At 59.6% G+C, this 25,184-nt stretch carries 27 protein-coding genes; 8 read left to right on the top strand and 19 right to left on the bottom strand.

Annotation, left to right across the window (positions count from 1 at the left end):
• The 6 genes from phnE to pap all read right to left on the bottom strand — a co-directional run bounded on the left by phnE (nt 1) and on the right by pap (nt 5,439).
• On the bottom strand, nt 1-786 hold the full coding sequence (phnE, locus tag ACQRAG_RS00365; RefSeq protein ID WP_427803707.1) for a phosphonate ABC transporter, permease protein PhnE: 786 nt from the start codon (nt 784-786) through the stop codon (nt 1-3).
• Nucleotides 787-827: 41 nt separating this feature from the next.
• A complete protein-coding gene (gene phnD / locus ACQRAG_RS00360) occupies nt 828-1,796 on the bottom strand; it encodes a phosphonate ABC transporter substrate-binding protein (RefSeq protein WP_204625646.1) in 969 nt (322 codons plus the stop codon).
• 49 nt (nt 1,797-1,845) lie between these two features.
• Nucleotides 1,846-2,682, bottom strand: coding sequence for a phosphonate ABC transporter ATP-binding protein (gene phnC, locus ACQRAG_RS00355; RefSeq protein ID WP_302261538.1), 837 nt, complete (start codon nt 2,680-2,682; stop codon nt 1,846-1,848).
• 216 nt (nt 2,683-2,898) lie between these two features.
• Nucleotides 2,899-3,090: a hypothetical protein gene (locus ACQRAG_RS00350; RefSeq protein WP_289616004.1), complete on the bottom strand. Its 192-nt coding sequence runs from the start codon at nt 3,088-3,090 to the stop codon at nt 2,899-2,901.
• A gap of 55 nt (nt 3,091-3,145) precedes the next feature.
• Nucleotides 3,146-3,334 carry a hypothetical protein gene (locus ACQRAG_RS00345; protein ID WP_303899538.1) on the bottom strand — a complete coding sequence of 63 codons (189 nt, stop codon included), beginning with the start codon at nt 3,332-3,334 and terminating at the stop codon, nt 3,146-3,148.
• Between the two features lie 611 nt (nt 3,335-3,945).
• Entirely contained in the window at nt 3,946-5,439 is a 1,494-nt protein-coding gene (pap, locus tag ACQRAG_RS00340; protein ID WP_204625642.1) for a polyphosphate:AMP phosphotransferase, read from the bottom strand.
• A 1,219-nt stretch (nt 5,440-6,658) separates the two neighbouring features.
• Between pap and ACQRAG_RS00335 the strand changes: the two genes are divergently transcribed.
• The 6 genes from ACQRAG_RS00335 to ACQRAG_RS00310 all read left to right on the top strand — a co-directional run bounded on the left by ACQRAG_RS00335 (nt 6,659) and on the right by ACQRAG_RS00310 (nt 10,356).
• Nucleotides 6,659-6,913: a type II toxin-antitoxin system Phd/YefM family antitoxin gene (locus tag ACQRAG_RS00335; protein ID WP_006005864.1), complete on the top strand. Its 255-nt coding sequence runs from the start codon at nt 6,659-6,661 to the stop codon at nt 6,911-6,913.
• A gap of 2 nt (nt 6,914-6,915) precedes the next feature.
• On the top strand, nt 6,916-7,176 hold the full coding sequence (locus ACQRAG_RS00330; protein ID WP_072332989.1) for a Txe/YoeB family addiction module toxin: 261 nt from the start codon (nt 6,916-6,918) through the stop codon (nt 7,174-7,176).
• Between the two features lie 167 nt (nt 7,177-7,343).
• Nucleotides 7,344-8,123: a hypothetical protein gene (locus tag ACQRAG_RS00325; protein WP_427803706.1), complete on the top strand. Its 780-nt coding sequence runs from the start codon at nt 7,344-7,346 to the stop codon at nt 8,121-8,123.
• A 278-nt stretch (nt 8,124-8,401) separates the two neighbouring features.
• Complete coding sequence (locus tag ACQRAG_RS00320; protein WP_427803705.1) at nt 8,402-9,322, top strand: Rha family transcriptional regulator; 921 nt, start codon at nt 8,402-8,404, stop codon at nt 9,320-9,322.
• A 193-nt stretch (nt 9,323-9,515) separates the two neighbouring features.
• Nucleotides 9,516-9,992: an ImmA/IrrE family metallo-endopeptidase gene (locus ACQRAG_RS00315; protein ID WP_427803704.1), complete on the top strand. Its 477-nt coding sequence runs from the start codon at nt 9,516-9,518 to the stop codon at nt 9,990-9,992.
• Nucleotides 9,976-10,356 (top strand): hypothetical protein, encoded by a 381-nt coding sequence (locus ACQRAG_RS00310; RefSeq protein ID WP_427803703.1) that lies wholly within the window; start codon nt 9,976-9,978, stop codon nt 10,354-10,356. Before ACQRAG_RS00315 ends, ACQRAG_RS00310 begins: the two co-directional genes overlap by 17 nt.
• 68 nt (nt 10,357-10,424) lie before the next feature.
• Here ACQRAG_RS00310 and ACQRAG_RS00305 read toward each other — a convergent pair whose 3' ends face one another.
• The 13 genes from ACQRAG_RS00305 to ACQRAG_RS00245 all read right to left on the bottom strand — a co-directional run bounded on the left by ACQRAG_RS00305 (nt 10,425) and on the right by ACQRAG_RS00245 (nt 23,882).
• Nucleotides 10,425-11,633, bottom strand: coding sequence for a hypothetical protein (locus ACQRAG_RS00305; protein WP_427803702.1), 1,209 nt, complete (start codon nt 11,631-11,633; stop codon nt 10,425-10,427).
• Nucleotides 11,634-11,738: 105 nt separating this feature from the next.
• Complete coding sequence (locus ACQRAG_RS00300) at nt 11,739-14,186, bottom strand: hypothetical protein (RefSeq protein WP_427803701.1); 2,448 nt, start codon at nt 14,184-14,186, stop codon at nt 11,739-11,741.
• An 11-nt stretch (nt 14,187-14,197) separates the two neighbouring features.
• Nucleotides 14,198-16,327 carry a lytic transglycosylase domain-containing protein gene (locus ACQRAG_RS00295; protein ID WP_427803700.1) on the bottom strand — a complete coding sequence of 710 codons (2,130 nt, stop codon included), beginning with the start codon at nt 16,325-16,327 and terminating at the stop codon, nt 14,198-14,200.
• Between the two features lie 102 nt (nt 16,328-16,429).
• A complete protein-coding gene (locus tag ACQRAG_RS00290; RefSeq protein ID WP_427803699.1) occupies nt 16,430-16,726 on the bottom strand; it encodes a hypothetical protein in 297 nt (98 codons plus the stop codon).
• Nucleotides 16,727-16,734: 8 nt separating this feature from the next.
• Nucleotides 16,735-17,361, bottom strand: coding sequence for a virion core protein, T7 gp14 family (locus tag ACQRAG_RS00285; RefSeq protein WP_427803698.1), 627 nt, complete (start codon nt 17,359-17,361; stop codon nt 16,735-16,737).
• A 61-nt stretch (nt 17,362-17,422) separates the two neighbouring features.
• The gene (locus ACQRAG_RS00280; protein WP_427803697.1) at nt 17,423-18,910 is read right to left on the bottom strand and encodes a hypothetical protein; all 1,488 of its coding nucleotides are present in this window, start codon (nt 18,908-18,910) and stop codon (nt 17,423-17,425) included.
• Between the two features lie 364 nt (nt 18,911-19,274).
• Nucleotides 19,275-20,021 (bottom strand): hypothetical protein, encoded by a 747-nt coding sequence (locus ACQRAG_RS00275; RefSeq protein ID WP_300644903.1) that lies wholly within the window; start codon nt 20,019-20,021, stop codon nt 19,275-19,277.
• 1 nt (nt 20,022) lies between these two features.
• Nucleotides 20,023-20,823 carry a hypothetical protein gene (locus ACQRAG_RS00270; RefSeq protein WP_427803696.1) on the bottom strand — a complete coding sequence of 267 codons (801 nt, stop codon included), beginning with the start codon at nt 20,821-20,823 and terminating at the stop codon, nt 20,023-20,025.
• Nucleotides 20,780-21,553 carry a hypothetical protein gene (locus ACQRAG_RS00265; protein ID WP_427803695.1) on the bottom strand — a complete coding sequence of 258 codons (774 nt, stop codon included), beginning with the start codon at nt 21,551-21,553 and terminating at the stop codon, nt 20,780-20,782. The genes ACQRAG_RS00270 and ACQRAG_RS00265 overlap by 44 nt, the downstream gene beginning before the upstream one ends.
• A 61-nt stretch (nt 21,554-21,614) precedes the next feature.
• Entirely contained in the window at nt 21,615-22,025 is a 411-nt protein-coding gene (locus tag ACQRAG_RS00260) for a hypothetical protein (protein WP_300644907.1), read from the bottom strand.
• 12 nt (nt 22,026-22,037) lie between these two features.
• Nucleotides 22,038-22,967, bottom strand: coding sequence for a major capsid protein (locus tag ACQRAG_RS00255; protein ID WP_418735874.1), 930 nt, complete (start codon nt 22,965-22,967; stop codon nt 22,038-22,040).
• Between the two features lie 6 nt (nt 22,968-22,973).
• Nucleotides 22,974-23,681, bottom strand: coding sequence for a hypothetical protein (locus tag ACQRAG_RS00250; protein WP_427803694.1), 708 nt, complete (start codon nt 23,679-23,681; stop codon nt 22,974-22,976).
• A 12-nt stretch (nt 23,682-23,693) separates the two neighbouring features.
• Nucleotides 23,694-23,882: a hypothetical protein gene (locus tag ACQRAG_RS00245; protein ID WP_427803693.1), complete on the bottom strand. Its 189-nt coding sequence runs from the start codon at nt 23,880-23,882 to the stop codon at nt 23,694-23,696.
• A 63-nt stretch (nt 23,883-23,945) separates the two neighbouring features.
• Between ACQRAG_RS00245 and ACQRAG_RS00240 the strand changes: the two genes are divergently transcribed.
• On the top strand, nt 23,946-24,257 hold the full coding sequence (locus ACQRAG_RS00240) for a hypothetical protein (protein WP_427803692.1): 312 nt from the start codon (nt 23,946-23,948) through the stop codon (nt 24,255-24,257).
• 215 nt (nt 24,258-24,472) lie between these two features.
• Nucleotides 24,473-25,045 carry a hypothetical protein gene (locus ACQRAG_RS00235; RefSeq protein WP_427803691.1) on the top strand — a complete coding sequence of 191 codons (573 nt, stop codon included), beginning with the start codon at nt 24,473-24,475 and terminating at the stop codon, nt 25,043-25,045.
• Nucleotides 25,046-25,184 lie beyond the last annotated feature (139 nt).

The raw sequence follows: 25,184 nt of genomic DNA, 5'->3' as shown, positions 1-25,184 counted from the left end.
TTACAGCACCATCTTGCGCAGACGCTGGGAAAGCAGGTCGAACAGGGTCACCACCAGCACGATGATGGCCATGACCGCGCACGTCTGCTGGAAGTTGAAGCTGCGGAACAGTTCCCACAGCACCATGCCTATACCGCCGGCACCGACCATGCCCACCACCGTGGCAGAGCGCACATTGGCCTCGAAGCGGTACAGCGAGTAGGATATCCAGAGGGGGAACACCTGCGGGATGACCCCGAAGATGATCTCTTCCAGAAAGCTGGCCCCGGTAGAGCGGACGCCTTCCACCGGCGAGACCTCGATGGCCTCCACCGCCTCGGAAAAGAGCTTGGCCAGCGTGCCCGTGGTGTGCACCCAAAGGGCCAGCACACCGGCAAAGGGGCCAAGGCCCACGGCAACCACGAACATCATGGCGAAGACCATCTCGTTGATGGCGCGGGCCGCATCCATGAGGCGGCGCACCGGCTGGCAGATCCACCAGGGAGCGATATTCTCGGAAGACATGATGCCCAGCGGCACCGCGCAGATGACCGCCAGCAAGGTGCCCCAGATCGCCACATGCAGGGTGACGATCATTTCTTCCACATACATGCGCCAGTCCGTAAAGTCCGGCGGGAAGAAATCGGATATCAGGGTAAGGATGTTGCCGCCCTGCTCCACCAGCGCCATGGGCTTCATCTCGGCGCCGCGCCAGGCCCAGGCCAGCATGGCCAGAACAAGGCCCCAGATGACCAGGCGGCAGGTCTCGGCGCGCAGATCGCGCGGCGGCTGCAGGACCATTTTCATTTCAGCTTCCATAACGATGCGTTCCTTGTGCCCTGTCCCCGCTATTTGCCGAGTTCGGCCAGCTTACGCTCGATCTCGGCGATCTTGGCGGCCTTTTCCTTGGCATCCATATCCTTGTTGCCTTCCAGCACCGTCTTGGCGCGGAACAGCTCCAGCTGGCGCAGCGGGATCAGCTGGCTGTTGTCGGACTTGATGAAGGGGCCCCACTGCAGGGCGGTCAGGATCTTGCGGGCCTGCTCCACGTTCTCGCCCTTCACGCCGTAGCTGAAGATGAAGTCCGTGATCTTTTTCTTGGTCTCTTCGGGCAGGTCCTTGCGCCAGACCAGGGGATCGCTGGGGATCAGGGGAGATTTCCAGATCACGCGCAGTTCCTTGGCCTTTTCGGGTGCGGTGATGGCCAGACGGGCCAGACCTTCATTATTGCAGGTCGCCACGTCCACGGTATTGTTGGCTACAGAGAGCGCATTGGCCTCATGGTTGGCCGATACGGTACGGGCGAAGATCTTCTGGGGATCCTTGCCGTTTTTGGCAAAGACATAATAGCCGGGCACCAGGAAGCCGGAGGTGGAGTTGGGGTCGCCATTGCTGAAGCTCAGCTTGGAGGCCTGGGCAAACATGTCGTCGAGGTTCTGGAGCGGGCTCTTCTTGTTGACGATCAGGCAGGAGTAGTAGCCCTTGCTGCCGTCGGGAGCGGTGGTCTGGGCAAAGACCTCGCCATTGGCGCGGTCCACCATCACCATGGCACCCTTGTTGCCGATCCAGCTCAGGTCGACTTTCTTGAAGCGCATGCCTTCGATGACACCGGCATAGTCACTGGCAAAGAAGGCTTTGACTTCCATGCCGAGGGCCTTGCTCATATCCTTGAGGAAAGGATCCCAAAGCACCTTGAGATTCTGGCTGGCCTCGGTGGAGATGATGCCGAAATTGAGGGTCTGCTGCGCCTGGGCAGTCAGCGCGCTGCCCAGCAGCATGGCAGAGACCAGCAGGCCGGAAAGAAGACGGGAAAACATGTATTTTCTCCTTGGATAAAGTAGTGAGGCAAAGGGATCAGGATGGGACCTAGGCAGCGCGGGACGTCTCGCGGACAGGGCTGCCGGGCAGCGTCACCGCTTCCTGGGCGGCGCTGGTCTTGGCGGCAAAAAGCTCGTCGCTTTCAGCGCCGTACAGTTCCGCCAGGAACTGGGGCGTCAGACGTTCCGTAGGACCGTCGTAAACGATCTCGCCCTTTTTCAGGGCCACGGTACGGGGGCAGAAGCGCATGGCGTAATCCACCTGGTGCAGGGTCACCACAACGGTGAGGCCATCCTTCTGGTTGAGGTCGCGCAGGGTCTGCATGACATTGCGGGCCGATTCAGGGTCCAGCGAGGCGATGGGCTCGTCAGCCAGCAGCACGCGGGCACGCTGCACCAGAGCACGGGCGATGGCGGCACGCTGCTGCTGCCCGCCGGAAAGGGTACCGGTGCGCTGCCAGGCCTTTTCCCCGATCCCCACGCGGGCCAGGGCCCGAAGGGCAAGCTCCCTGTCATCCGTGTGGAAAGCACCGGTCAGGCTGCGCCACAGACTGGTGCGGGCCAGAGCCCCCAGCATGACGTTGCGGGCCACGCTCATGCGCTCCACCAGGTTGAACTGCTGGAAGATCATGCCGATACCGGCGCGGATGCGGCGGATGTCCCGGCTGATACAGCCGTTCTTCTGCACGATCTCGTTATCGACCCGCACCAGGCTCTCGCCCTTGTCTGCGGCGGTCAGACCGCAGATGTGACGCATGAGCGTGGATTTGCCGGAACCGGAAGAGCCGATGAGGGCCACCATCTCTCCCGGGGCCACATGCAGGTTGATGTGAGAAAGGCCTTTGCTGCTGCCGAACGTTTTATTGAGATTGCTGATGTGGATCATGCGAATGCTCCCGTTGAAGTTGACTGGCTCACAATGGGCAAAACGCATGGCGAAACGGTGACGCGTCCGTGATGAAAGGCCGACGTTTCCGTCACCGTTTGCAAGAGGGAATGTGACGATTCGGCAGCATCTCCTGCCACCTCCAACGACAAAAGGCATCCTTCCACGGAGGAAAGGATGCCTTTTGTTTTCAGGTAGATGAAAGCGGCTATCGGCTCACCAGCGGCTGGGATCGCGGCATTCCTGCCGCCCGAAGGTGCAGACGCCGCACATGTCGGAACTGTCTACAAAACGGCCGTCCACAGTATAAAAATCGACCACGGGCCCATGCCCGCAAATGATGCACTGGCGTTCATAATCCGGACAGGCACGGCACAGGGGCGGAATATCCGGACTGCCTGCCATCATCTTCTCCACAGAAACACGCGTAAATTCCGGCTGGGACAGGTTGCTTTCAAACATATCAGAAGAAGGTACGTCGCAAAGGACGGTTCATGTTCTGGGGGACGAACTGACAGCGGGAAAGACCAAAGCATTCGGAACGCTCGCCACAGGGAAGACGCGATGCCGTCAGGTGCATGCGCGGGCAGGTAGCCAGCATCCCCTGGTCAAGCATGTCCTGCCAGCGGGATTCCACAAGCTGTACAGGCACGCGTACCGGCTCCACGGCTCTGGAAGAACGCGCCTCCACGTTCGTCTGTGCCCGGGATTCTGTCGTCCAGGTGGCTCGGGGGCTTCTGACAGGCAATTTTTCCCGATTCATGCGCCGTTCCTTCTGGCACTGGGGGCAGATATGCCCACGCGGTCCGGGGGCAATGAACGAACGACCACAACGGCTGCAACTGACTGGACAAAATGAGGGAATCATGCGCCACCTCCCTGAAAGGGGCTGGGTGCCGGACAGGATCGAGCAAGGAGGGACAAAAGGCAGCATCTTGCCGCCGGTCTGCTTCCTGCCCGGATGTGCTTTCAGACTGTCCCGTCCATTCGTCAACGCTGTGAGCGCCCGGTGACAATTCCGCTCCACTTGCGGCGGCGCACAGCGGTGTACAAAAGCCTTCGAGCTTTCCTTATGCGCCTCGCTCCATCCCGTTCCTCTCCTGAAATGGCCGCAGACCAGGCTCTTCCGCAAGAGCCTGAAATCTGTATCCTCCCGTCGCGTCCTGTTCTGCAGCTGCCGCAGGTCCCCGGCCGGGCATAAAAAAAGAGCCGGAGAAGCTCTCCGGCTCTTTTCCATGCCTGGGCTCTGCTGCAGGGATCCTGTCAGCGCAGGGCGCGCTTCAGGGCATCCCTGTAAATGCGCAGGACCATCAGGCGGGCATACTTCTTGTTCTCCGCGGGGACCACATGCCAGGGGGCATCTTCCGTGCTGGTACGCAGGAACATCTCGTCCGCGGCGCGGGCGTACTCGGGCCATTTGTCACGGTTACGCCAGTCTTCATCGGTGATCTTGTAGCGCTTCCACGGGATGGCCTCACGCTCCCGGAAGCGTCGCAGCTGTTCCTCCGGCGAGATGTGCAGCCAGAATTTGAGCAATATGTTGCCGTTGTTGGTCAGCTGATGCTCAAAATGATTGATCTCGGCATAGGCGCGGGCCCAGTCTTCCTTGGGGGTCAGCTTTTCCACCCGTTCCACAAGGACACGGCCGTACCAGGAGCGGTCATAGATGGTGATGAAACCGGCGCGGGGGATGTGCCGCCAGAAACGCCACAGGTAATGGTGCGCCAGCTCTTCATCCGAAGGCGCGCTGATGGGGATGACACGCGTGATGCGGGCATCTGTCCCGGCCGTGAGGCGCCGGATGGCTCCCCCCTTGCCGGCGGCATCCCAGCCTTCAAAGATGAGTGTGGACGAGATGCCTTTTTTGTACGCCCGGAACGAAAGCTGATAGATCTCCTTCTGCAGGCGTTTCAGTTCCTTCTGGTAATGCTCGGGAGCCTGCACGCTGGAAAGGTCGATGGCATCCAGGGTGGAGACCAGGGACTCACGGGCGTCCTCTTCCACTTCGGGCACGGATTCCAGCACCTTGAGGCGGGCGGCACGGGCATCATGGGCGGCGATGGTCCGCTCGATGCCCGCGATGATGGCTTTCACCACGGACAGGTTGCGGAAATTGGGATCCGCGGCGTCGATGATGCTCCAGGGCGCATTGTCGCGGTCTGTCAGCATGATGGCCCGGGACGCGGCACTGACCATGCCATCGTAATCCGCTGCGATCTTCTTGTCGGATGGCGAAAAATGCACCAGGGCCCGGTTCTCCTGACGCTCCTTGAGCGCGCGGGCATGGTCCTTTTTGTTGAGATGGAGCCAGAGCTTGATAATGGCCATCCCGGATTCCGCCAGCCCGGATTCCAGGGCCTGCCAGCGATGCATGCTGGCGGTGAATTCGTTTTCTCCCACATCCTTGCAGCAGCGCTGCCGCATGGCCTCACCATACCAGCCGTCATAAAAGACCGCCGTCTGTCCGGCAGCAGGAAGCTGCCGCCAGAAGCGCCAGGGCCAGGGACGGGCCTTCTCTTCGTCGGTCACCAGCCAGAAAACATGGTTTTGCACATGCTTGCTGTCCATCCATTCCGACAAAAGGTTGATGATGGCGCCGCGTCCGGAACCGACCAGACCGGCCACCGTAATCAGGACGGGGATCTTGCGCTCGATGCACTGCAACTGAGCATTGAAAAGACGCATGCGCAGCTGGGGGGCTTTTTCTTCAAATTCTTTGTTACTGCATGCTCTGCCAAGGGCTGCCGATTCAAACATAGTATCCAACCTTGCTCAAAATGTTCGCACGGGAAGCGGATACGCAGCTCCGGAACATTCCCGGCACTCCAGGACGGTCAACGCACATTCTGCTCCCGGAGTTTTGGAACAGCATAGCTTTTTTCTTCGGCTTCGTCAGCCCGCGCTGGCCGGAATATCCTGCGAATCCTGCCCTTCTCCCTAACCGGATACCGGGATGCACGGTACTTTCCGCAGCAGGCGCCGTCTGTGCCGCCCGCTTGCAGCGCGCAGCAAACGGCATGGCCGCCCCATGTGCGGCTTTTCTTCCCATCCAGACGATGATCTGTGTTCCTGGTGTGTTACATGCATCTTTTCTATGACCTGCCAAGTATCCAATTGCGTCTGGACATATTCCTGGGGCGTCAAAGGGCCGCCCTTTTGCCCCTGAGCTACGAGGATACCAAGCTGTATGACGCATCTTTCCAAAATGTCCACGAGCATCTGATTTTGCTTCACGTTGTCCCCCATCGCAATCATGAGATCACCTCTGCACGTTTCTTGAAAAGAATCTGTCCGAGAATCGTTCCAAAGGACGGAATCATCTTTCGGGATCTGCAAAACCAATCAAATAACTTCCAGGCTAGATTTGTCGCAGGGATATACGATATAATACCAGATGGTTTTCTATGGAATACTGGCAGATGCTACTCTCGATGGGCGAAGGGGCTTGCATGGCACAAACAGGGACAAACAGGGACGACAAGGGACTGTAACCCCGCGAAAAGAAAAGGCCCACAGTGTCTTTGGGTACACCGTGGGCCTCTGGGACATGCGCTGATGGTGGAGGCGGGGGACATAGAACAATATGCTTAACTATTTATAATATAAGAGTATCTTTAAAATATCTCGAATTCAATACCCCCGAATGTACCCCGTTTCTTTACCCGCTATACGGGTTCAACTCCCCTGCCCCCTTCGAAGGAAGAAACTGTGATCGAAATGAGCGAAAAATTTTTTCAGCGCTCAAATTTTAATTTTAAGCCATAAAAAATTTTTTCTGGAACGTGGTATGGAAAAACACGAAAAACTCCCTAGAACGAAAATATGGAGCGCTGTGACGAAATGGGCTTTTTTATAGTTCTGGGAATTTCCCAAAAGAGACTTCTGCGGGTCAAAAGCGCCTTAAGCACAGACTCCCCATGGCGTGTTGACAGAAATGGTAAAATATGTACTTATATCTGTACAAAAGGAGGCGCATATGTCGCAGGCCATCACCTACACCGAGGCACGGCAGAACCTTGCAGAAACCATGAACCGGGTCTGTGACCACCACGAGCCCGTCATCATCACGCGCCAGAAGTCTCCCTCCGTGGTGCTGATGTCCCTGGAGGACTACAACGCCATCATGGAGACAGCCTACCTGCTGCGTTCCCCGGCCAATGCCGCCCGGTTGCGGGAAGCATTGCACGCCGCTGACGCGGGCAAGACGGTACAGCATGACCTTGAGGACTGACCATGCTGCTGACCTGGACGCCCCAAGCGTGGGAAGATTATCTGTACTGGCAGGCTACCGACAAACGGACAGTGAAGCGCATCAATGAGCTGCTGCGTGATGCGCTCCGCAATCCGTTTGAAGGCCTTGGCAAGCCGGAGCCGCTCCGCTTTGACCTTGCGGGATGCTGGTCCCGCCGCATCAATCAGGAAGACCGCCTTGTGTATCGCCTTGACGAGCAGGGGGCGGCCCTGATCGTCCTCCAGTGCCGCTACCACTACTGAAGGCTTCGCCTTCGCTGTCTACCTGCATTACCCAGCTCTTTTGTCTACGAGAGGCGGCTCTTCGGGGCCGCCTTCTTTTCTCTTTCCTCATCCCTCCATTGCCCCATCCCAGTCGACATGGTAGCCTGCCGCTATCGTCAATGAATTATTCTGAGGGGGAAAATCAAATGCAATTTTTTAGCATAATACTAGGAATCGCCTATTTAGGAATGGGGATTGTCCAAATATCCGCTATTGCAGACGGCATCCATGCTTGGTTGGGATGGGATGGTCTGCTCGCTGGCTTCCTTGCTTTTATTCTTGGATATTTTCCTCTTATTGGCAGTATATGCGGTGTCGCAGGTGCCTATTATGCATGGGGATGGGGGTTAATACCTTCAATCGTTTTATTTTTTTGGTATATACCACTCATAATAGCCTTTTTTGTCGCATCATCATTTCAAAATTACTTTGAAAATAAAAAACATACAAAAGAAGTTGATGCTCGTGAAATAGATATTTGTATAAATAATAAAAATTTTTTTCATAAAATTATAAATGGGGATGTTTCACTTCCAATCATATTTTGGATATACGGCGTTGCTGTATCAACAATATGTAAAATGTTTATAAAATCAAAATTTGCAGAAAATTTTTTTGCAATTATATATCATAATTATGATTTAATTGGAGTAAAAGTTGTTGGAATAGCATATGATACATTTCTAATTGTATATACAATAATTATTTGTATTGGCGTATGGAGAAGTGCGAATAAATATACAGGTCATTTCATATGGGCAGCAATAGCAAAATTCTTTTCTATTTTATGGATGATATCCATAATAATAATTGTTGCAGACATATTTAGCCTTATCAATATGCAACTTCCTGGATCTACAGAAGAGTTACCTCAATGGCGTCTTGAAGGATATAAAAAATCCATAGATTCTCTTATTAACCATTGACATTCCCCCCATTTTGTGGCGTGGTAACTGCACTACAGCTTAGGCAGTGTCCACGCCACTGTTTTTAAACGACGCGTGCCCCTGCCCGGCATCCTATGCTGGGTCTTTCTTTTTCAGGTATTGAGCATTTCTCAAGACCTGTCCCTTCGCATATTCTTGCCGGGTCGATAGCCTCTAATACAATACCCTTCGGGGGAATAAAGGCAGCCGTCCTAAGCGGTAGTTGAGTCCCGGCATTCTCACATAATTGCCGCACTACTAAACTTAGGAGGCTCGTCATGAGTCAGGCTACCCTTCTTCCTTCGGAACACTTCTCCCCTTCCGTCTCTCTGCACTCCGGCCGCCCGGCCACCACGTCCCTTGAGGTTGCTCAGTTTTTTGGAAAGCGTCACGATCATGTGATGCGCTCTGTCAGAGATTTGATGGATAACTGCCCGGAAAAATTTACTGCCCCCAATTTTGGGGTGAGTGAATACATCGATGAAACAGGCCGCTCCCTGCCCATGTTCATCCTCTACCGCGACGGCTTCATGCTGCTGGTCATGGGCTACACCGGCAAGAAGGCCCTGGCCATGAAGCTGGCCTACATCGAAGCCTTCAACCGCATGGAAGAAGAGCTGGCCCGGCAGAAGGAAGCCGCCCGCAACATCACCCAGGACATCGTGGACTTTCCCGGCACCCTCTCCATCACGCCGTCCAGCGTAGCCGATCGCAAGCCCCTGCGGGCGCTGGTAAGCTCGTGGGCCAAGCTGTCCAACGCGCCCTTTGATGCCTGCTGGAACCAGCTCAAGGCCGCCTTCAACCTCGCCAACATCAAGGATCTGCCGCAGCAGTGGATACCGGATGCGCTGGCGTGGGTGCAGGCCAAGATCGACGCGCTGCCCAAGGCCCTGCCGCCGCAACCGGAGCGCCTGCCCCTGTACCGCAACGGCTGCTTCTACCCACCGCACCACAACCGGAGCCACGTCTCCGGCCCGCAGGAGGCCGCGCTGCTGGAGCTGTGGCAGGACTGGACCCGACGTGAGGCCGGCCTCCGGCAAGAGTTCATGGCCATGCTGCGGGAACTGGACGCCCGCCGCGGTGAGCGGATACCATGTTCAGCCCGCAGTGCCTGCTGGACAGCCTGTTCCAGAGCCGTACGGAAGCCGAGCAACGATTCCGCCAGGCGCTGGATGATGCCAACCTACACTTGCGCTTGAGCCTCAACGTGGCCGTGGCGCTGGGAAGGTAATAATATTTGCCCAATCAAATAAACGGCCCGGGAGCTTTTTTAAGCTCCCGGAGCCGAAATTTTTTTATTGTTGCTGACTGAGAATTTTTCCTACAAAAAGAGTGCAAAATCCATTGCCAGTGACGACAAAGAAGGTTAGTTTTTGAAAAAAGGAGACAATTATGCCGAAGACTGCCATGCAAGTCATCGCCGAGCATTGGGATGATGGCAGCCTCCCGGTTGACCCCGCCTACATCGCCGCACAGATGGGGATCGCCGTGCTGGCTGACCCAAAGCTTGTGGCAAGCGGCCATTACGAACCGAAGGGATTCAATGATGGCCCTCTCATTACATACAATCCTACGGAACCCCCTGTACGCCAACGTTTTACTATTGCGCATGAACTAGCTCATTTCGTACTTAACCATGGAGCCCGCGACCGAGATACACCAGACAATTTTACTATGGCCGTCCATGATCAAAAGGAAGTAGCTGCTAATAAGTTTGCGGCTTGTTTACTAATGCCCAAGAGCTTTGTAGATGCTGTCGTCCAAGTAAATATGGTCCGTAGCCTTCCTAAGCTGGCAAAGATTTTCGGTGTATCTAAGGCCGCTATGAGTTATCGCCTTAAGGAACTTGGATATGACGTCGCAAAATAATATTGTTATACGCGACTTGTCCTCAGATGAAGATACCCAAGATGAGGAAGGATATCGAGCTAGCCTTGGGAAACAAAAGCTTTCTCAACGTTGGGTTATCTTCTGGACATGTTTTATTATTTGTATTCTTCTCTACCTTCTTTTTGCTCTTTCGCTTGTCTTTGCTGTCATTGATCCACTCCTTTGGATAGCGATAATAGAGCACAAACATTTAGTAGCTCTTCTCGGAGCGCTACTTGTTGTACCTTCTGCCCTCTTATGGGGCATGGTTCGTGCGGCGTATACTCCTGAGAAAGAAGGCATTGATATAGAAGATGTAGCAAAAACGATCAAAGGAATACAAGGAATCCATCCAACCGTATAGGAATGTAATTCCCCAAGCCCTCGCTCCATCACGGAACGGGGGCTTTTTTGCGTGCTGCGGGCTTTAGCCTACATGAAGCCACCGCCCTTGCGGATGATATGGCTGGGCGTGAGGTCAAGACTGCCAAGCCGGAAGTAAGTCTGGTTGAAATCCTCCTTCATCTTGCGCTCCGTACGCCGTAAAGTGCCGGGACTCATCCACTCCCTCATGTGGTAGAAGAACATGTAATCTAGGGCCGAACGCGTATACCAGAGGTTGGCGAACGGCAAATTGCCGGTCACGAGGCGCAGGGCGTCTTCCCCGGCGTTGCCGAAATCGCCGCGCACGAGCTGGCCAGAGATGGGCATGATTTTGGACAGTTCCGTGAGACCGGGGCCAGCAAGGGAGGCGATGGCCTGCCCGCCAAAGCGGTCAGCTTGCCCAAACATGAAGTCTCCCATAATGCCCAGTCCACCCCCCTGTAAGAGTGCCGCAATCCATGTTTCCTTCTTGTCCAAGCTGCGCGGTTCGCGCCCCTTGGTGATATCCTTGGCCGCTCCAGACAGGTAGCCGAACAGCACCGAAGCCACGGCGAACTGCATGAGCCCCCACGGATCACCGGACACAAAGCGTGTCCTGTCGGCGGAGGCCCGCTGCCAGCGGGATTCCATGAGGATACGCTGGCCATAGGTGAATGGGAAAGCCTTGAACTGCAGGATAGTGCGCAACAACTCTCCCGTCACGGTACCGGGACGCGTGCCGCGGTACATAAGGGCACGGGTCTTGGCGTCGGGCTCCAGGATGGCGTATCCGGTCTCATCACTGAGGAAGCTCATCACGTCTTCCATGAGCTGCTGCCGCTGTCGGTCGAGGGCTTTCTGCCGCATGGCCTGCCATGTAGCATCGTCAGGGGCTTTATGCCCATTCCGGTCATAGACGCTTTTGTCCCGCAGATGCTCAGGCAGGAAGGGCTCCAGCTGGGCGTCGGACAGATTCAAGGCTTTTTCGGGCAGTATGTAGTCCGTGCCTTCCACAGTGGTCAGCATTTCCCGCAGCAGAGGCCAGCGCGATTCCAGTCCGTTGCGCCGCAGGGTGACGGCAAAGTCAGGATTTACGTCAGCGAAGTTTTTTTTCGCAGCGTCGGCCAGCATGCCGGAGAGCGTGAAGGCGTAACCGCTACGGTGTCCTTCCGTCCAAGCCTCCAGACCGGAGAGGCGGAAGAAAGTATCCATCCAGCGGCTCATCTTGCCGGGCAGGCCGTCCTGGATATCGAAGCGGTTATAGATGGAGCCCAGCATCCCCTGCGTATACAGGCCGATGCCCCGGCCATACTCGATACGATCGGCGCTGGAGAATCTCTCCAGATTGAAGCGAAAAGCGCCTCGCCAACGCTCAAGGAAGTTCTAGCCGTTGTGCCGCAGAGCCATGGCTTTCACGGGAATGTCCGCGAAAGAAGACAGTACGGCTCCGCCCAGCTTGGCCATACTGATGATGCCGCGGGCGCAGGCGAAGATCCGGGCCGCCGTCAGGTTGCCGGGCGTGCCCATTTCACCGGACAGGGCCTTGTACCAATTGGCGACTTTGCCGTCACCTCGCATCGTCCAGAGGTCGGCCACCTTTTTTGCGTCCTTGTCGGCCAGAGCATGCTTGAGACGCTGGGCTTCGCCGTCGATAAGGCTGGTCAGCATGGCTTCTGGGTTGGGGCCAAAGGTCTGCATCAGAGCCAGTTTGTTGGCACTGCCCTGCAATCTATTCAAAACAGCGGTCACGATGGTGCCCTGCCCAAACTCCTTGTGGTAGGCCACGGCACTTTCCGCATCCCTGAAATGCAAGACACGCTCTTTAGCGAGACTGTTGGCCAGATTGCGCGGGCGCAGCGGACCGGAAGGTCTCTCTTCCGATTTGGACGGGATGCCAGTGGTGATGCCCATATAGACGTTGGACAGGAACGCGGAACGCTGTTCCGGTGTGGAATCCGGCAGGGTGCGTTCCCAGTCGATCTTGCCGATGATGGCATCGTGCCATTGTTGCAGCCCTGCTTTCAGGATCTTTGCCTCGTCGTGGGACTGGGGGGCATAGTTATCCAGCTTGCCGATGTCCGCCCCGACCTCGTTGAGCCGCTGCCGGAACTCCTCAAGGTAGCGCGAGAAGATGTCGGCGCAGGTGCGCATGTCCTTGTTGCCGGTGCTGCCTGGCTCGATCATCTCTCGCATCACGCCTTCGCCGAAGGTCCGATCCTTGTTGAGCAGGGGCACCATGCCGGTAGCGTCCAGTTCTTTTGCAAGGCTCCCGCTCCACAGGGCCTTGATGGCTCCACGTTTGCGACTGACGCTCTCGCGGCTGCCTGAGAACCGCTCATTGCTGCCCACCAGCAAGGCTTCCAATGCATCGGTGAAGCTATAGCCCTGGGCCTGCACGTCCGTGATAAATTGCTCCACCTGCGCCCGTTTTACGATGGCGATGGCCGCCTGCCTGCGTGCCACCCTGGCGGCACGAAGGTCAAAGGGTTTTCCGTCGCCCAGGCCAGTGTCTTCCAGCGTCTGCCGCAGCTCAAAGAGGCTGCGTGTCCGCCTGTCCTTCGGGATGTCTATTGCCCTTGCCCGGTCAATGGTCAGGGCCTCGGAAAGCAGACGGGCCACATCATCAGCGTCGGCATCGGCACGGAGCAGGCCGGAATCGAACAGCGCCCGGCCCACGCTGGCAGACACCACCAGTTCATCGCCATCCAGTGGTGCTCCCCGTTCGGTCAGCAGGGCATTGAGTTCCGTTGTCCGTTCCGGGGACATGGTACCGAAGGTGACAGAGCTGTAGTTGCCGCTGTCGAGCAGTGCCCGAATCTGGTTGTTCCGTGCTCGCTGCATGGCCGGGCCCAACTGCAGTTCCTCCACCCAGCGGCCTACATCCAGATCCTCGCCGTCTCGCATGGCGATCATGGTGCGGTCGAGCAAACGGCCGGCACTCATGCGGTCAAGACCGGCCAAAGAACCGCGAACCAGTCGGGAGGCCTCCCGACTGTGGGGCATGTCAGCCATGACGGAGATAGCCTGTTCCGCGCTCCTGCCTGCGGCGTAACTGTCCATGCCCGCATCGGTCAGAACGCTTTGCAGTGCCGCTCGCTCCCCTTCCAGCGCCGCCACACGCCGGTTGTGCAGCAGGCCGCCTGCCGCGCCAAGTCCACCACCCAGCAAGGCACCGAAGGTCACATCCAGGGCGAGGTCGCCGAAGTCTACATCATCGCCACGGCGGACCGCCTCGGGCATGAGGATAGCGTCGGCCGCCAGCGTGGAGACAGCTCCTTCCCGGGCTGCGAGGAAGGCCCGTCGGCCAAGGCTGGCGCCACGGGCCGCAGCCCCGCCAAAAGGGATGAGGTTCACCGGATCAGGCATGTTTGCCAGTAGAGCCGCGCCAAAGCCCACGGCCGTGCGAAAAGCACCCTGCCCGTCACGCTGCAGCAGTTCAGCCTCAATCTGTCGCCTGTCGTAGGTCTCGGCCAGTATCTGCGCCCGCTGGGGCGTCATGTCCGACGTCCACTGGATCTTGCCCTTGCGGTCAAAGCCCTGGGCCTTGAACTCCTCCGGTGTCATGGCTTTGGGAGTAACGCTGGGCATACCCACCAGGCCGCCCACCCACCAGTCTTCATTGGCAGTCCCGGCGGCCTCTTCAGCTTCACGGATGCGTGTATCCTCGGCGATGATGCCCGCAGTGGTGCGCTCGAAGGCGTGACGCATGGCCATGCCGGCAAAGTCGCCCATGTCGGCCTGGAACCCCATCTGGGCCACGCCGCGCATGAAGTCCGTGTCGTTGGTGCGGTCAGGCGTCCACGGAGCGGAAAGGATGGCTGGATCGCTCATGTCCTCATCTCCTACGGGATGTAGTTGTCGGCTTGTTCCAGACGGGCGCGAGTCTGCTTCACGTCCTCAAGGGTGAAGGTAAAGTCCTTGCCGCCCACGCCCCTGTAAATCGAGCCTGTGGTACCATCCAGCACAACGAAGCCCTTACCGTCTGGGGAATTGACCACCATGCCCACTTGCCGCAGACGGGCCACTTCGCGGTCGCGTAGGATCTTGTCTGTCCCGGCATTACCGGTGGACATTATATTGGCGCCGACGACCTCCGGCAGACGCTCAAGGAATGCCATCTGCACATCCTCACTGGTGATGCCCAAGCCGTAGGAAGCGGGTAAGATGATGGAGACATTGTCATCATCAAGGACGCTACGACCGAAAGACAGAATCGCTGTCACCTTGTCCGGGTCACGCCCGGCCCGCAGCAGTTTTTCCGCTGTCTCGCGGTACTGCGTCGCGGTCTTCCACGCTTCGGGGCTTTGCAGCATGCTCGCCCGGCGTAGCATGGCCCGATACATTTCGCTGCCGTCAAGGACAGCCTGGAGGGCGCTTTTGTCCTCCAGTTTGGGCAGCTCCTTGGCGTCCATGGCCGAGACGGCGAAGACCTCCCGCGCGTTGAGGGCATTGCGGGGATCGTCGCCTATGGACAGGGCCGCGTCGATCTCCGGCGTGGACAGGCCCATCTCGGACAACACATGGGGCGACAGGTCGCCGTATGCCCTACTGATCTCCGTGACCATGCTGAAGCGGGCCTCTGCCGGAGCAGACTGCCACTTCTGGGCCATATCCGCTGCCTCCACCTTGGTCAGGACGCGCTGAGCAACTACCGGGATACCGTTACGCTGCTGGTAGGCGATACGGGCCTGGGCCCTATCTCCCGGCGTCGACTCACTGGGCAGCAGACCTTGCCTGTCAAGATTCTCCTGCGCTGCCTGCGCCGGATCTTTTTTCAGGCCTGAAAGACGGGCGCTGTAGACTCTGGTCATGGCTTCCAGCTCGCCAGCTTTGGCTTTGTGTTCCTTGATGGACAGAGATGGAGCCTTGCCGTCTTTGGGGGCCAGCTCCCTCTGCAACTGACCGATACGAGCCGCCACATCCGGGAACGAAGCGTTACTGGCAAAATCCGCAGCAGCTTGGTTGCGCTGCCAGAAGTCCGCTGCCGTCTCCAGTTCTGCGGCTTCAGTCCCCTTACCGATGGCACGGAGCTGGCTTGCCATGCGGATCAAGGGCTTCACATCCCCCATAAACTGCGCCGCATAGACAGCATCCTTCTGCTTATCCAGTATCTCACGGGCTTGCTTGTTGACGTTGGCTTCCTGCCGATTGCGTTCTGCTGTGATCATGCGCATGTAGGCCAGGCGATCAGCAGGGTCGAGCCCTTGGATGCCGCTACCAGTGCCACCAGAGCCGGCCCCCCTGCCCTGCAGCCTGCCCATGACGGACGGGACATAGTCCAGGCTCTCTTTGGGCCTTGCTTGGCCTCCAAGGCCTTTTCCAGTCTTAAAGTATTCGTCTACGTTGGCCGGGCCCCAATTATACGCCATAAGAGCGCGTTCCACGTTCCCGCCGTAACGTTGCAGCATTTGCTTCAGGTAGCGCGTACCTCCACGCACGTTGGCTTCCGGGTCATTCGGGTCGACCCCCAGTTCCTTTGCCGTTCCCGGCATAAGCTGCATGAGCCCTGTGGCACCGGACCTGGATACCACATCCTGCCTGCCACCGCTCTCCTGCATGATGACGGCCGCGATTAGATCAGGGGCGACCCCTTCTTCCCGGGCAACCTTCTCCACTATGGCATCCACGTCTGCGGACAAGGCGACTTTGCCACTGGAAGCCGTTCCCCCAGAGCCCATGCCGAGCATGGATTCCGCCGCATCCCAGTTGCCAGAAGAGATGGCTCCATCCATGCGGGCCTGTGCCAATTTACGGTCGACCGCTATCTTGCGGGCACGGTTGTCTTCCCCAAGGAACATGGCGTCAATCTGATCGTGCAGGCCCTGTCGCTGGAACTCGGCATAGTCTGTGTTGGACCAGTTAGAGGCTACTGCCTGCTCTGCTGTGGCCACGGAGGAGTCGAAGACGGATTTGTCCCACGTTGCCCTCTCCTGCCGGGCGTAAGCCACACCCTGCTCACTGAAATGCAGCATCGCTCCGGCGGCCCGCTCTTTGAAGGTATCCGCGAACCGCCCGGAAAAGCCGCCCTCCTGCAGGTATTTTTGCGCCGTCTTCCGAGCGAAATCAGCAAAGTGTTAACCGGCGCCCAGAGCATCCTGCCCCTTGTTTTCGGCCATGTAACGGTCGCGCTCCGCATTGAGCTCCTGCTGCATCCCCAGCAAGGACTGACTGACGCGCGTGGTCTCGTCCTTGACGTATTCCTGGATGGCGATACCGGTGAGCTGCTTCCCCGCCGCCAGCACGTCCGCCCAAAGGCTGTCCTGCGCCGTGCCGCGCACGTCCCGGATGACACCGCGCGGCGCGCCGGGGTCTATGGGGCCCGCCTGGATGCGCCGGGGGCCGGAGCCGTAGGTCTGTACCCTGATGGCCATGTCTCCCCCTATTTCCACACCGTGCCGCGAGCCTTCTTCGAAAACTCCAGCGCGTCTTTGACCGGCTCATTGAACAGGTCACCAAAGAAACCACTTTCGCCCCCAAAGCCTCCCGCCGTGGCGTAGGCGCCGATGCCGCTGGTCAGGCCGGAAAGACCGGCCGTCAGCAGGGTGCTGCCCAGCCCCTTCACCGAATTTCCATACCAGCTGGCGGCCGCGTCGTAGTTGGCGGCGTTGGTCAGGCTGGCTTTGACGTTCTCGTCCGTCTCCCACTGGTTGACGGCCTTCTGGTAGCGGTTCAGGCCCACGTCCCCGGCATAGCGGGATGCATTGCCGGAAAGCACGTCCATGGCGCTGCCGCTGCTCATGTCCACGCCCAGGGCACCAAAGCTGGCCACGTTCCCGGCCTGCAGGTCGGCATATTGCCGTGTCAGGGCGTTACGCTCGCGGTCAAGGTTCTCGGCCTCGATACGGCCTTTCTCCGCCGTGACCTTGGCCTGGTTGCGTGCGGCCTGGGCCTGGGCCTCGGCCATCTTCTTGTTGTACTGGGCCTGCCGGTTCTGCTGGCTGGTACTGGCGATGCTGCTCAGTGCCGACAGGCCGCCCATGGTCAGGGCCAGGGTCATGGCTCCCATCAGAACGTCCCTCCTCCGGTATAGGGAGAAATCTCCAGGGTGGTGACCAGCGCCAGGATGGTCAGGGGCGTGGCGCTCTGCACCTGGAACACCAGGGGAGAGGCCGCCGACCAGCCGGCGCAGGTATCGAGGTCAAGATCGGTTCCTTCGCTGAAGAGCGGTGCCAGCCCACGATCTCCTGTTCCTTCATGTAGGTGAGCCCGGCCAGCGTGCCGTCGGAAAGGACGCTCCAGAGCACGGCATAGGGCTCCTGCTGCCAGCTCCAGGCCACCACGTCCACGTCCCTGAGCATGTGCCGGGCCAGGATGTTCAGGTCCTGCCCCAGGTATTTGTCGGCGCTGTAGTTGTAGGCGAACTCCCGTATGGCCCCGGCGCCGCGCTGCACATAGAGTACGCTCCCTCCCACGGAGAGGGCCGCCACGGCATCGCTGCCGCCGTTGGTGGTCTGGAGCTGGAAGGACGCCGTGGCCGGGGTCAGGGCCACGCCCTCGGAAGGCTCCAGCGTCCATTCGCTGCCTTCCGTGCCAAAGGCCAGGGCGCTGCGGTCAGGTTGCAGCCAGACGATGCGGCTGGCCTGGGTGGCGGCCAGCGTGACCTCGATGGCGTCGTCGTCCTTGGGCGGCGTGGACTTGGCCATGCTCTCGAACTCGCCGGAACGAGAGAGCCAGATGGTGATGGGGCGGCTGTTGCTGGCGGCAAAGCCCAGGAGCTGCTGGTGGAAGAAGACCTGCGAGGGATAGTTGCCCTCGCCCTCGAAGGGGTCCTCGTACTCCGGGGGCGTGTCTTCGGTGTCCGCACCGATGTTCTTGTCGTCGATGTGGGTCTCGTCCGCGCCCCCCTTGCCGATGTAGCCGAAGACCCCCATCTTTTTCTTGTACACCCGGTAGCCCGTGGCACCCTCCACGGCCTCCCAGCTGATGCGGATGTGGAAATCCACGCTGTTGAGGGCCTGGGCCGAGATGCTGGCCGGTTCGGAGGGCGAGGATTCCTGCCCCTTGTCGTCGATGGCCGTGACGCAATAGGTGTAGTCCGTCTTCTTGTCCCCCTCCGGGGTGCCCACCGTGGAGAGCGCGGGCTTCTTGGGCGTGGCGATGGCGGGCATGAAGGTCAGCTCGGACCAGCGCCAGTCATCGTCGGCATGGCGTGCGAGCTTGCGCGGCGTATAACCAGGATGCGCGAAATAGATGACGTCCGCCGACTGGGCATAACGCACCGCCCGCAGGTCGGCGGCGGCGAAGGGGGACTCGAAGATCTTGGAGGAGCCCTCCTCGTCCTCCACCTTGGCCCTGTCCAGTGCCTGCTCGAACATCTGCAGGTAGCCTTCCGCCTGCGCGCCGCCCTGGGAGATGTAGGGTGCCATCTCGAAGGCCACGCGCCAGGCCAGCATGTCGGCGAACAGCTCGGGGAAAGTCGTCACGAGGCCGCTCACATAGGTCAGCAGCACCCCGTCCGCATCGGTCTCCAGCCTGTCCCCCACGATCTCGAAACAGACATCAGGGCCCGGTCGTGCCGTGAATGGGTCAGGACGTGCCGCCCCCACCACGCGCACACTGTCGGACGGCAGGGCGAAGGCGAACGGCCACGGCCCCTGCGCGGCCTCTGCCGACAGGACAAGACGCTGGCGACGCAGGGCGAACGACCACGGGTACAGCGACAGGCACAGGGTACGGCATTTGTCATAGACGGCCCCTGCACCTGCATGGCGGGCGTATCCTGAAAGCCGGCATTGCCCATCCGGGCGCCCACCCGGACAAGGGCCGTATTGAGGACGGACGTTTTATTCTGCATGGCGATGTTCCCTTGTGCGCGACAGGACATCCGGCCCTGAGACCGGTGATGCCCTGCCTGCGAGCAGCAAAATATAAAGTTTTACTTTAAGTTTTTACGCGAGCGACGGCAGCATCCATGCAGGATCAGATCGTTCCTGCCTCTTCCCACTGCCACAGGCCTTCCGTGCCCGGCACCCAGACGCAGGCGGGCATGTCGGCCTTGGCCAGCCAGAGCTTGCCGTCATAGCTGTAGTAGCTGTCCTTCGTGACATCCATGCCGTAGAGGAAGGCATAGGGATGCTCCTTACTGCCATCCGGCTCGTCGCCAGTCTCCGGGTCCACGGACAGCGGACGGTACACGGCCAGCATCCCGGTGGCATCCGGGGGCTGGTTCTCGATGGTGGTCACTTCCTGCATCACCTCATAGACGATGCCCTTGTGGGCCAGGCGGTAGCCCTTGGCGTAAGTCTGGCCGGCGGCCCACTCCGTGAACAGCCCGGCCCTGGCGAAGGTGGCGAACTCGGCGGCGGCGAAGGCGCCTGTCTGCACCATGTCCGCCTGCATCCGGGCCATGAGGATGCTTCGCGACTGCGCCTGAGCTTCGGCCACGGCCTGCGCGGCCAGCTCTTCTTCCGTGGGCGGGCGATTGGCCTCTTCTTCCCGGCGAGCCTTCTCCTCTTCCCACAGGGCCACGAAGGGGGCCACGCGCTCGGCATAATCGTCGGCGGCAAGCGCTTCGTTGGGCAGGCCGTCGCCGGGCTCCACATGGCCCGCGCCGTCGTGCCACTGGAGGGCGTGGAAGGTCTCGGACGTGATGCCGTCCAGGAACAGCACTTCCCCGTCCACAGAGATGATGCCGTCGGACGGGATGACGGTGACGTGTGTTTTCATGCTAGACCACCTTGATGAAGTAGTTCATGGCGAGATGCGGGTCGGTGTGGGTGCCGGATACCGAGCCGGACAGGGGATGCGTGTGGGAGCCGTTGCCGCCCGTTGCGGAAGTACTGGAACTGCCGCTGTCGTATAGGTTCCCGCTCTCCATATACCGTCCTTTAGTCGATATGACGGCAGAGAACGGGTGCGTGTGGCTGGGTATCTGCGCTGTACTCAGCGTCGTGGCCCCGGTACTGCCGGAAAGATCCACAGCGACATCTTCGCTGCCGCCTTCCGTGCCTTCGGGCTCGGCTTCGCTGGCACCACGGACATAGCGGCCCTGCAGGTCAGGCACGGTGCCGTCCTTGCCGTCGCTGCCGCCGTCGCAAAGAAACCATTCTTCGCGTGCCTGCTCTTCTCCAGGCATGATGGCCCGGCGTCCGTCGCTGCCGCCCAGCCCCGCGCCCCAGATGGGGACAGGGACGAAGGGCGGGAACATGTCCCAATAGTCGGGCCTGGGCACCCAGCTTTCATCCAGTGTGCCATCTTCCCCGGCCTGGGGCACGGCGTTGGCTGTCGCCGTGGTGCTGGCCAGCACACCGCCGCGCTGTGTGGCTGTGGCCTTGCGGACGCGCAGTTTGCCGTCCTTCTCCAGCGTGAGGCCGTCCTCGTCGCCGGTCTGGGGCATGACGCTGCCCAAGCTGGTAGGGGTGGCGATGGCCGACGCACCAGAATCACCCTTGGGGATGCCGAGATGCAGGATGCCGGTCTCCGGGTCATAATCGCCGCTGGCGGGCAAGCCGGGATCGAGCGTGGCCACCTCCACCTGTAGCTCTAGGATGGACGCGGCGCTCTGGGCGGCCCTGTCCTCGCTCTCTGCCGCGGCCTCCGCGCTCTGACGCGGCCTCCGCGCTCTGACGGGCTGCCGTGGCGTTTTGGGAGGCGGCAGCGGCACTGGCGGCTGCCTCCGCCCGGCTTTGATCGGCGCCCTCTGCCGAAGCAGCCGCGGCCTGTGCGCTGGCAGCAGCCTGCGAAGCGCTGGTGGCGGCTGCCTGCTCGCTCCCCTCCGCGGCCTGCTCGCTGGCAGCGGCGGCCGTAGCGGCGTCACGGGCCTTGTAGAGCGAACCCAGCAGCTCTTCCGGTGTGCCGCTGTCCGTGACGTTGGCCTTGACCGCCCGCGAAAGGCCGTCGTCCAGTTGTTGGATCATCTGCACCATGCGGTCCAACTGGCCTTCGGTGGCTTCGGTGTCCACAGTGGCCGTATTGGAAAGGTCAAGTTCCTGCGTCAGGGGCACGGCAGACTCGATGGCCAGCGTGGCACCGGCAGGCACTTTCCCATCTGCCAGCGTCACCTTGCCGCCCGTCATGTCCCGGAAGACCGTCACGCTGTAATCACTGCCCGGCGCGAGTCTGGTCTGCGTCTCCGTATCCCCGGCAGCGGCCCAGGAGACGTTCACGTCTCCCGTGCCGTACAGGGCAAAGGGCACGGAGTATTCCAGCACACCGGTCGTGACGGTGTAGCGGACAAGGACTTTCTGGACTGGTATCATGGAGCCTCCACAAAGGGCGTGATGCGGCAGGACGACCCCACCGCATCACGACGGGACCTGGCTAGCGGGCCAGATAGGAAAGGACGACGTCCACCGTGCCGCTGCTGGTGGTATCGGACGTGACCTTGACCTTGACGTAGCGCTTGGTGTCCGGCAGCACGAGCTTGCAGAGGATGTCCCCGTCGGCAAAGGACGTGCCCGTACTGGTAGTGCCGGTGATGGTCACTTCGGGCGCACCGGGGATGTCGGCAAACGGCCCGTCTTCCGTATCACTGCCTTGCAAGGTCAGCTTGAAGGTCTTGTCCGCTGCCACTTTCACCGCACCGGCCGCCATGACGGTGACGGCAAGGGCGCCGTGATGCTCGCCCACGACAAGGGCGTTGGCGCAGACGAACTCGGCTGCATTGATGGCTTTGCCCTTCTCGAAGAACTGGTCGTACCAGCGATTCTCGGAACCGTAGGAAAAAGACATGTTCCCTCCTCCTTAGGCCACGGCCGTTTCGTTGCTGTCCGGCAGGTTGTAGGAGCCCACGACCTTGACGCCGTTGATGGCGCCCACGATGGTCTGGAGGTCCTTGTCGCCATTGACGTACATGATGTCGGCCTGCTTGATGGCGCCGAACACGCGCTGCACCACGCGGTGCTGGCCGAAGATCATGGTGTTCTGGGCCGAGCCGTGGATCTTGGCGATGGCGTCCTCGATCTGGGCCAGCGTGGGCAGTTTGGGCGTCTCGCCGTTGATGTCGATATTCACCAGGGCATGGACGGCCTTGGACGGCTTGAGCAGCTGCCAGCCGAAGCGGCCGCGGTACTCCACGCCGTAGCCGGTCACACCGGGCTGGGAGCGCAGGTGGTACAGATTGCCGCCGTTGATGGGCGTGGGATCGAGCAGACGGCCGGAGTTGAACTGCGTGGGGTCATAGATGCCCACATTGATCTCCTGGTCGAAACGCACCACGAGGATGGAGGAAAGCGTGCTGCCCGTCCCCCCGCAGGAAGTGAACAGCCTGTCCTTGAGGGCCGCCTTGCGCCAGTAATCGCGCCAGATGGCCAGCTCGGTGTCCATGCCCGCCTGCCGGTAGAAGGCATTCTCGCGGCGGGCAAAATACTGCTTGGCACCGCCGAACTGCGCGGCCTTGTCCTTGCTGACCTCGATCTCGCCGCCCATCAGGCTGACATAGGTCTGGCGCAGCTGGGTCTCGGCCTGCATGGTGGGCAGCGGCGCGCCCAGGTCGGTAAAGCTGGCACCGGTGATCTTGTCCAGCACTTCTTCCACGTTCCACAGGCCGTGGGTGGCCGGGATCCATTTCAGCAGGGTCAGGATGGGGGCTTCCTCGGTCAGATAGTCCACCAGCTCCGGGCGCTTCTTCGCCTTCTCAAGGGCGATCTCTTTGAGCGTCTGTGCAACAGCCATGTGTCACTACTCCTTGAACATGCCCTTGTAGGTATCGACCGCACTCTCCCGGGCATCGGAGGGAGCGGTACCACTGCCGCCGGACAGGACATCTTCGGACAGCAGCTTGCCGATCTCATGGAAGGCCCGCACGAACACGGGGTTATTGGCCATGTCACGACCTTCGATGGACGTGGCCAGGCGGCCGCCCATGCGTTTGTCCAGGGCCGTGAACGCCTTCAGGGCCGTCGCCTTGTTCTCTTCAAAGCGGCTGCCCCACTCGCTGCGCAGTTCCTTCACGCCGTCAGCGATGATCTTGTCCGTGATCTCCTTGTTGGCGCCCAGCTGCCAGTCCAGCAGCTTTTGTGCCTGGTCTTTGGTGATACCGTTGTCCACGCAGAACTGGCGGAAACCGTTTTCCACGCCCTGGTCGATCTGCCCCTTGAAGCTGTCGGGATATTTCAGGGCGATGTCCTCGACCTTTTCCGCCGGGCGGTAGCCAAGGCCGCGTTCCAGGGCCTTGAGGGCTTCTTCCGCGCTTCCCACGTCCTTGAGTTTTTCGCCCCAGCCTTCGGGCAGACCTGCACGCCAGTCGCCAGGAGGCGTGGTGCCGTCACCGGCCGGCGCCCCTTCACCGCCTTGAGGTGTCCCACCCTGGAGCGTGGTTTCCGCAGAGTCGCCCGCAGGCGGGGTACCGGGGTCGGTGACAGTAGAGGTCTCGATATCGTTGGACATGAAATATTCCTCCTATTGGATGCCTTGAAGTTTGCACACGATGCGGATGTAGATGTCAGGCACGGCCTGTGCCATGCGGTTGAGGATCTGATCGCTCACGTTCCTCATCCTCATGTCGTTTTCCGTGACCATCAGCCGCCCGGCGCCCAGCTCCTGCAAGAGCTGGAGCCAGATGCGTTCCGCTGCCGGGGACTGCATCATCTCGAACCAGTCCAGCTCAAAAAGGCGGAATGGGATGCTGGCAGGGCCCTGTCTTTCTGGACCATGACCGACTGCAAGCGCCTGATCCGGGAAGCTGCCAGGCTCCAGCCCAAGACGGCCTCCGAGGCTCAAGGCGCCGCAGCGCAGGAACAGCCGGAAGCACCGCAGCCCAAGGAATCCCCTGCCCCGGACTCCACGCAGGCCGGTGGCGCCGACACAGCGCCGGAACCGGAACAGGTGCAGGCCTTCGTCCCGCCGTACCAGACGTTCACCTGCCCCCACAACGGCTCCCAAATCACGGAAGACGACTGCTACGACTGCAAGCACCGCACAGGCTGCCCCCATTGGGAGGCTGCCCCGGCAGCGGATGCGTGATTCCCAGCCATCCATCCTCCCCCAAGCGCCCCGCCGGGGGCCTCGTACCCGGCCATGAGGAGGACATATGCTGCCCACCTTCAATGTCATCACCTGCCGCCGGTGTGGAAGATCGTTCATGGCCCCATCGCCCAAGTACAGGTTCTGCCCTGGCTGCCAGAAAGAAAAACACAGGCGTACCGATGCCGCTCGACGGGCCGCGAGGAGGATGTCGTATGGCAAAGTTGAGAGTTGATTTGACAGGCAAAAAAATAGGCCGTCTTACCGTCATCGGAAGAGCAGAGAACAAAGGAAGACATGTCGTCTACCGTTGCAGATGTGATTGTGGTAATGAAAAGGATATCTTTGCCGAAAGTCTGAGCAGTGGAAACACACAAAGCTGTGGCTGTCTCCAGAAAGAGAGAGCCGCCAATGCCCAAAGAAAGCACGGCGGCAAAGGGACAACGCTGTATAATGTATGGGCAACCATGAAAGCTCGCTGCCTCAATCCTAACAGCCCAGCATATAAAAATTATGGAGCAAGAGGCATTACGATCTGTGATGATTGGGCCAAGAGTTTCGCGGCATTCAAGGAATGGGCTGACGCCCACGGATATGCTGAGGGGTTGTCCATTGAAAGGATCAACAACAATAAAGGCTATTCCCCAGAGAATTGCAAATGGGCCACCCCAAAAGAGCAAGCTCAAAACAGACGTTTTCGAAAGCCGAAATACAAAGAAATTGTTTACAGCGTGGGCCAGGATGGAAAACGCTGGCTGCTCAAAAAGATTCCCTTTGAGGATAGGTGACGTGCGCGTGCTGACGCGGGAGGAGCTGCGGCAACTTACCAGCAAGTGAGCATCACCAACGAAAACAGGCCGTTGCCTTCGCGTCGTGCGGGGCAGCGGCCTGTTTGGCAAATAAACGTCGAGCGTTGTGTCAACTCAA

The organism is Desulfovibrio sp. SGI.230, assembly GCF_050313065.1.
GTDB lineage: Bacteria > Desulfobacterota > Desulfovibrionia > Desulfovibrionales > Desulfovibrionaceae > Desulfovibrio.
The sequence above is the reverse complement of the archived record's forward strand: the minus strand, read 5'-3'. Positions and strand labels throughout refer to the sequence as shown.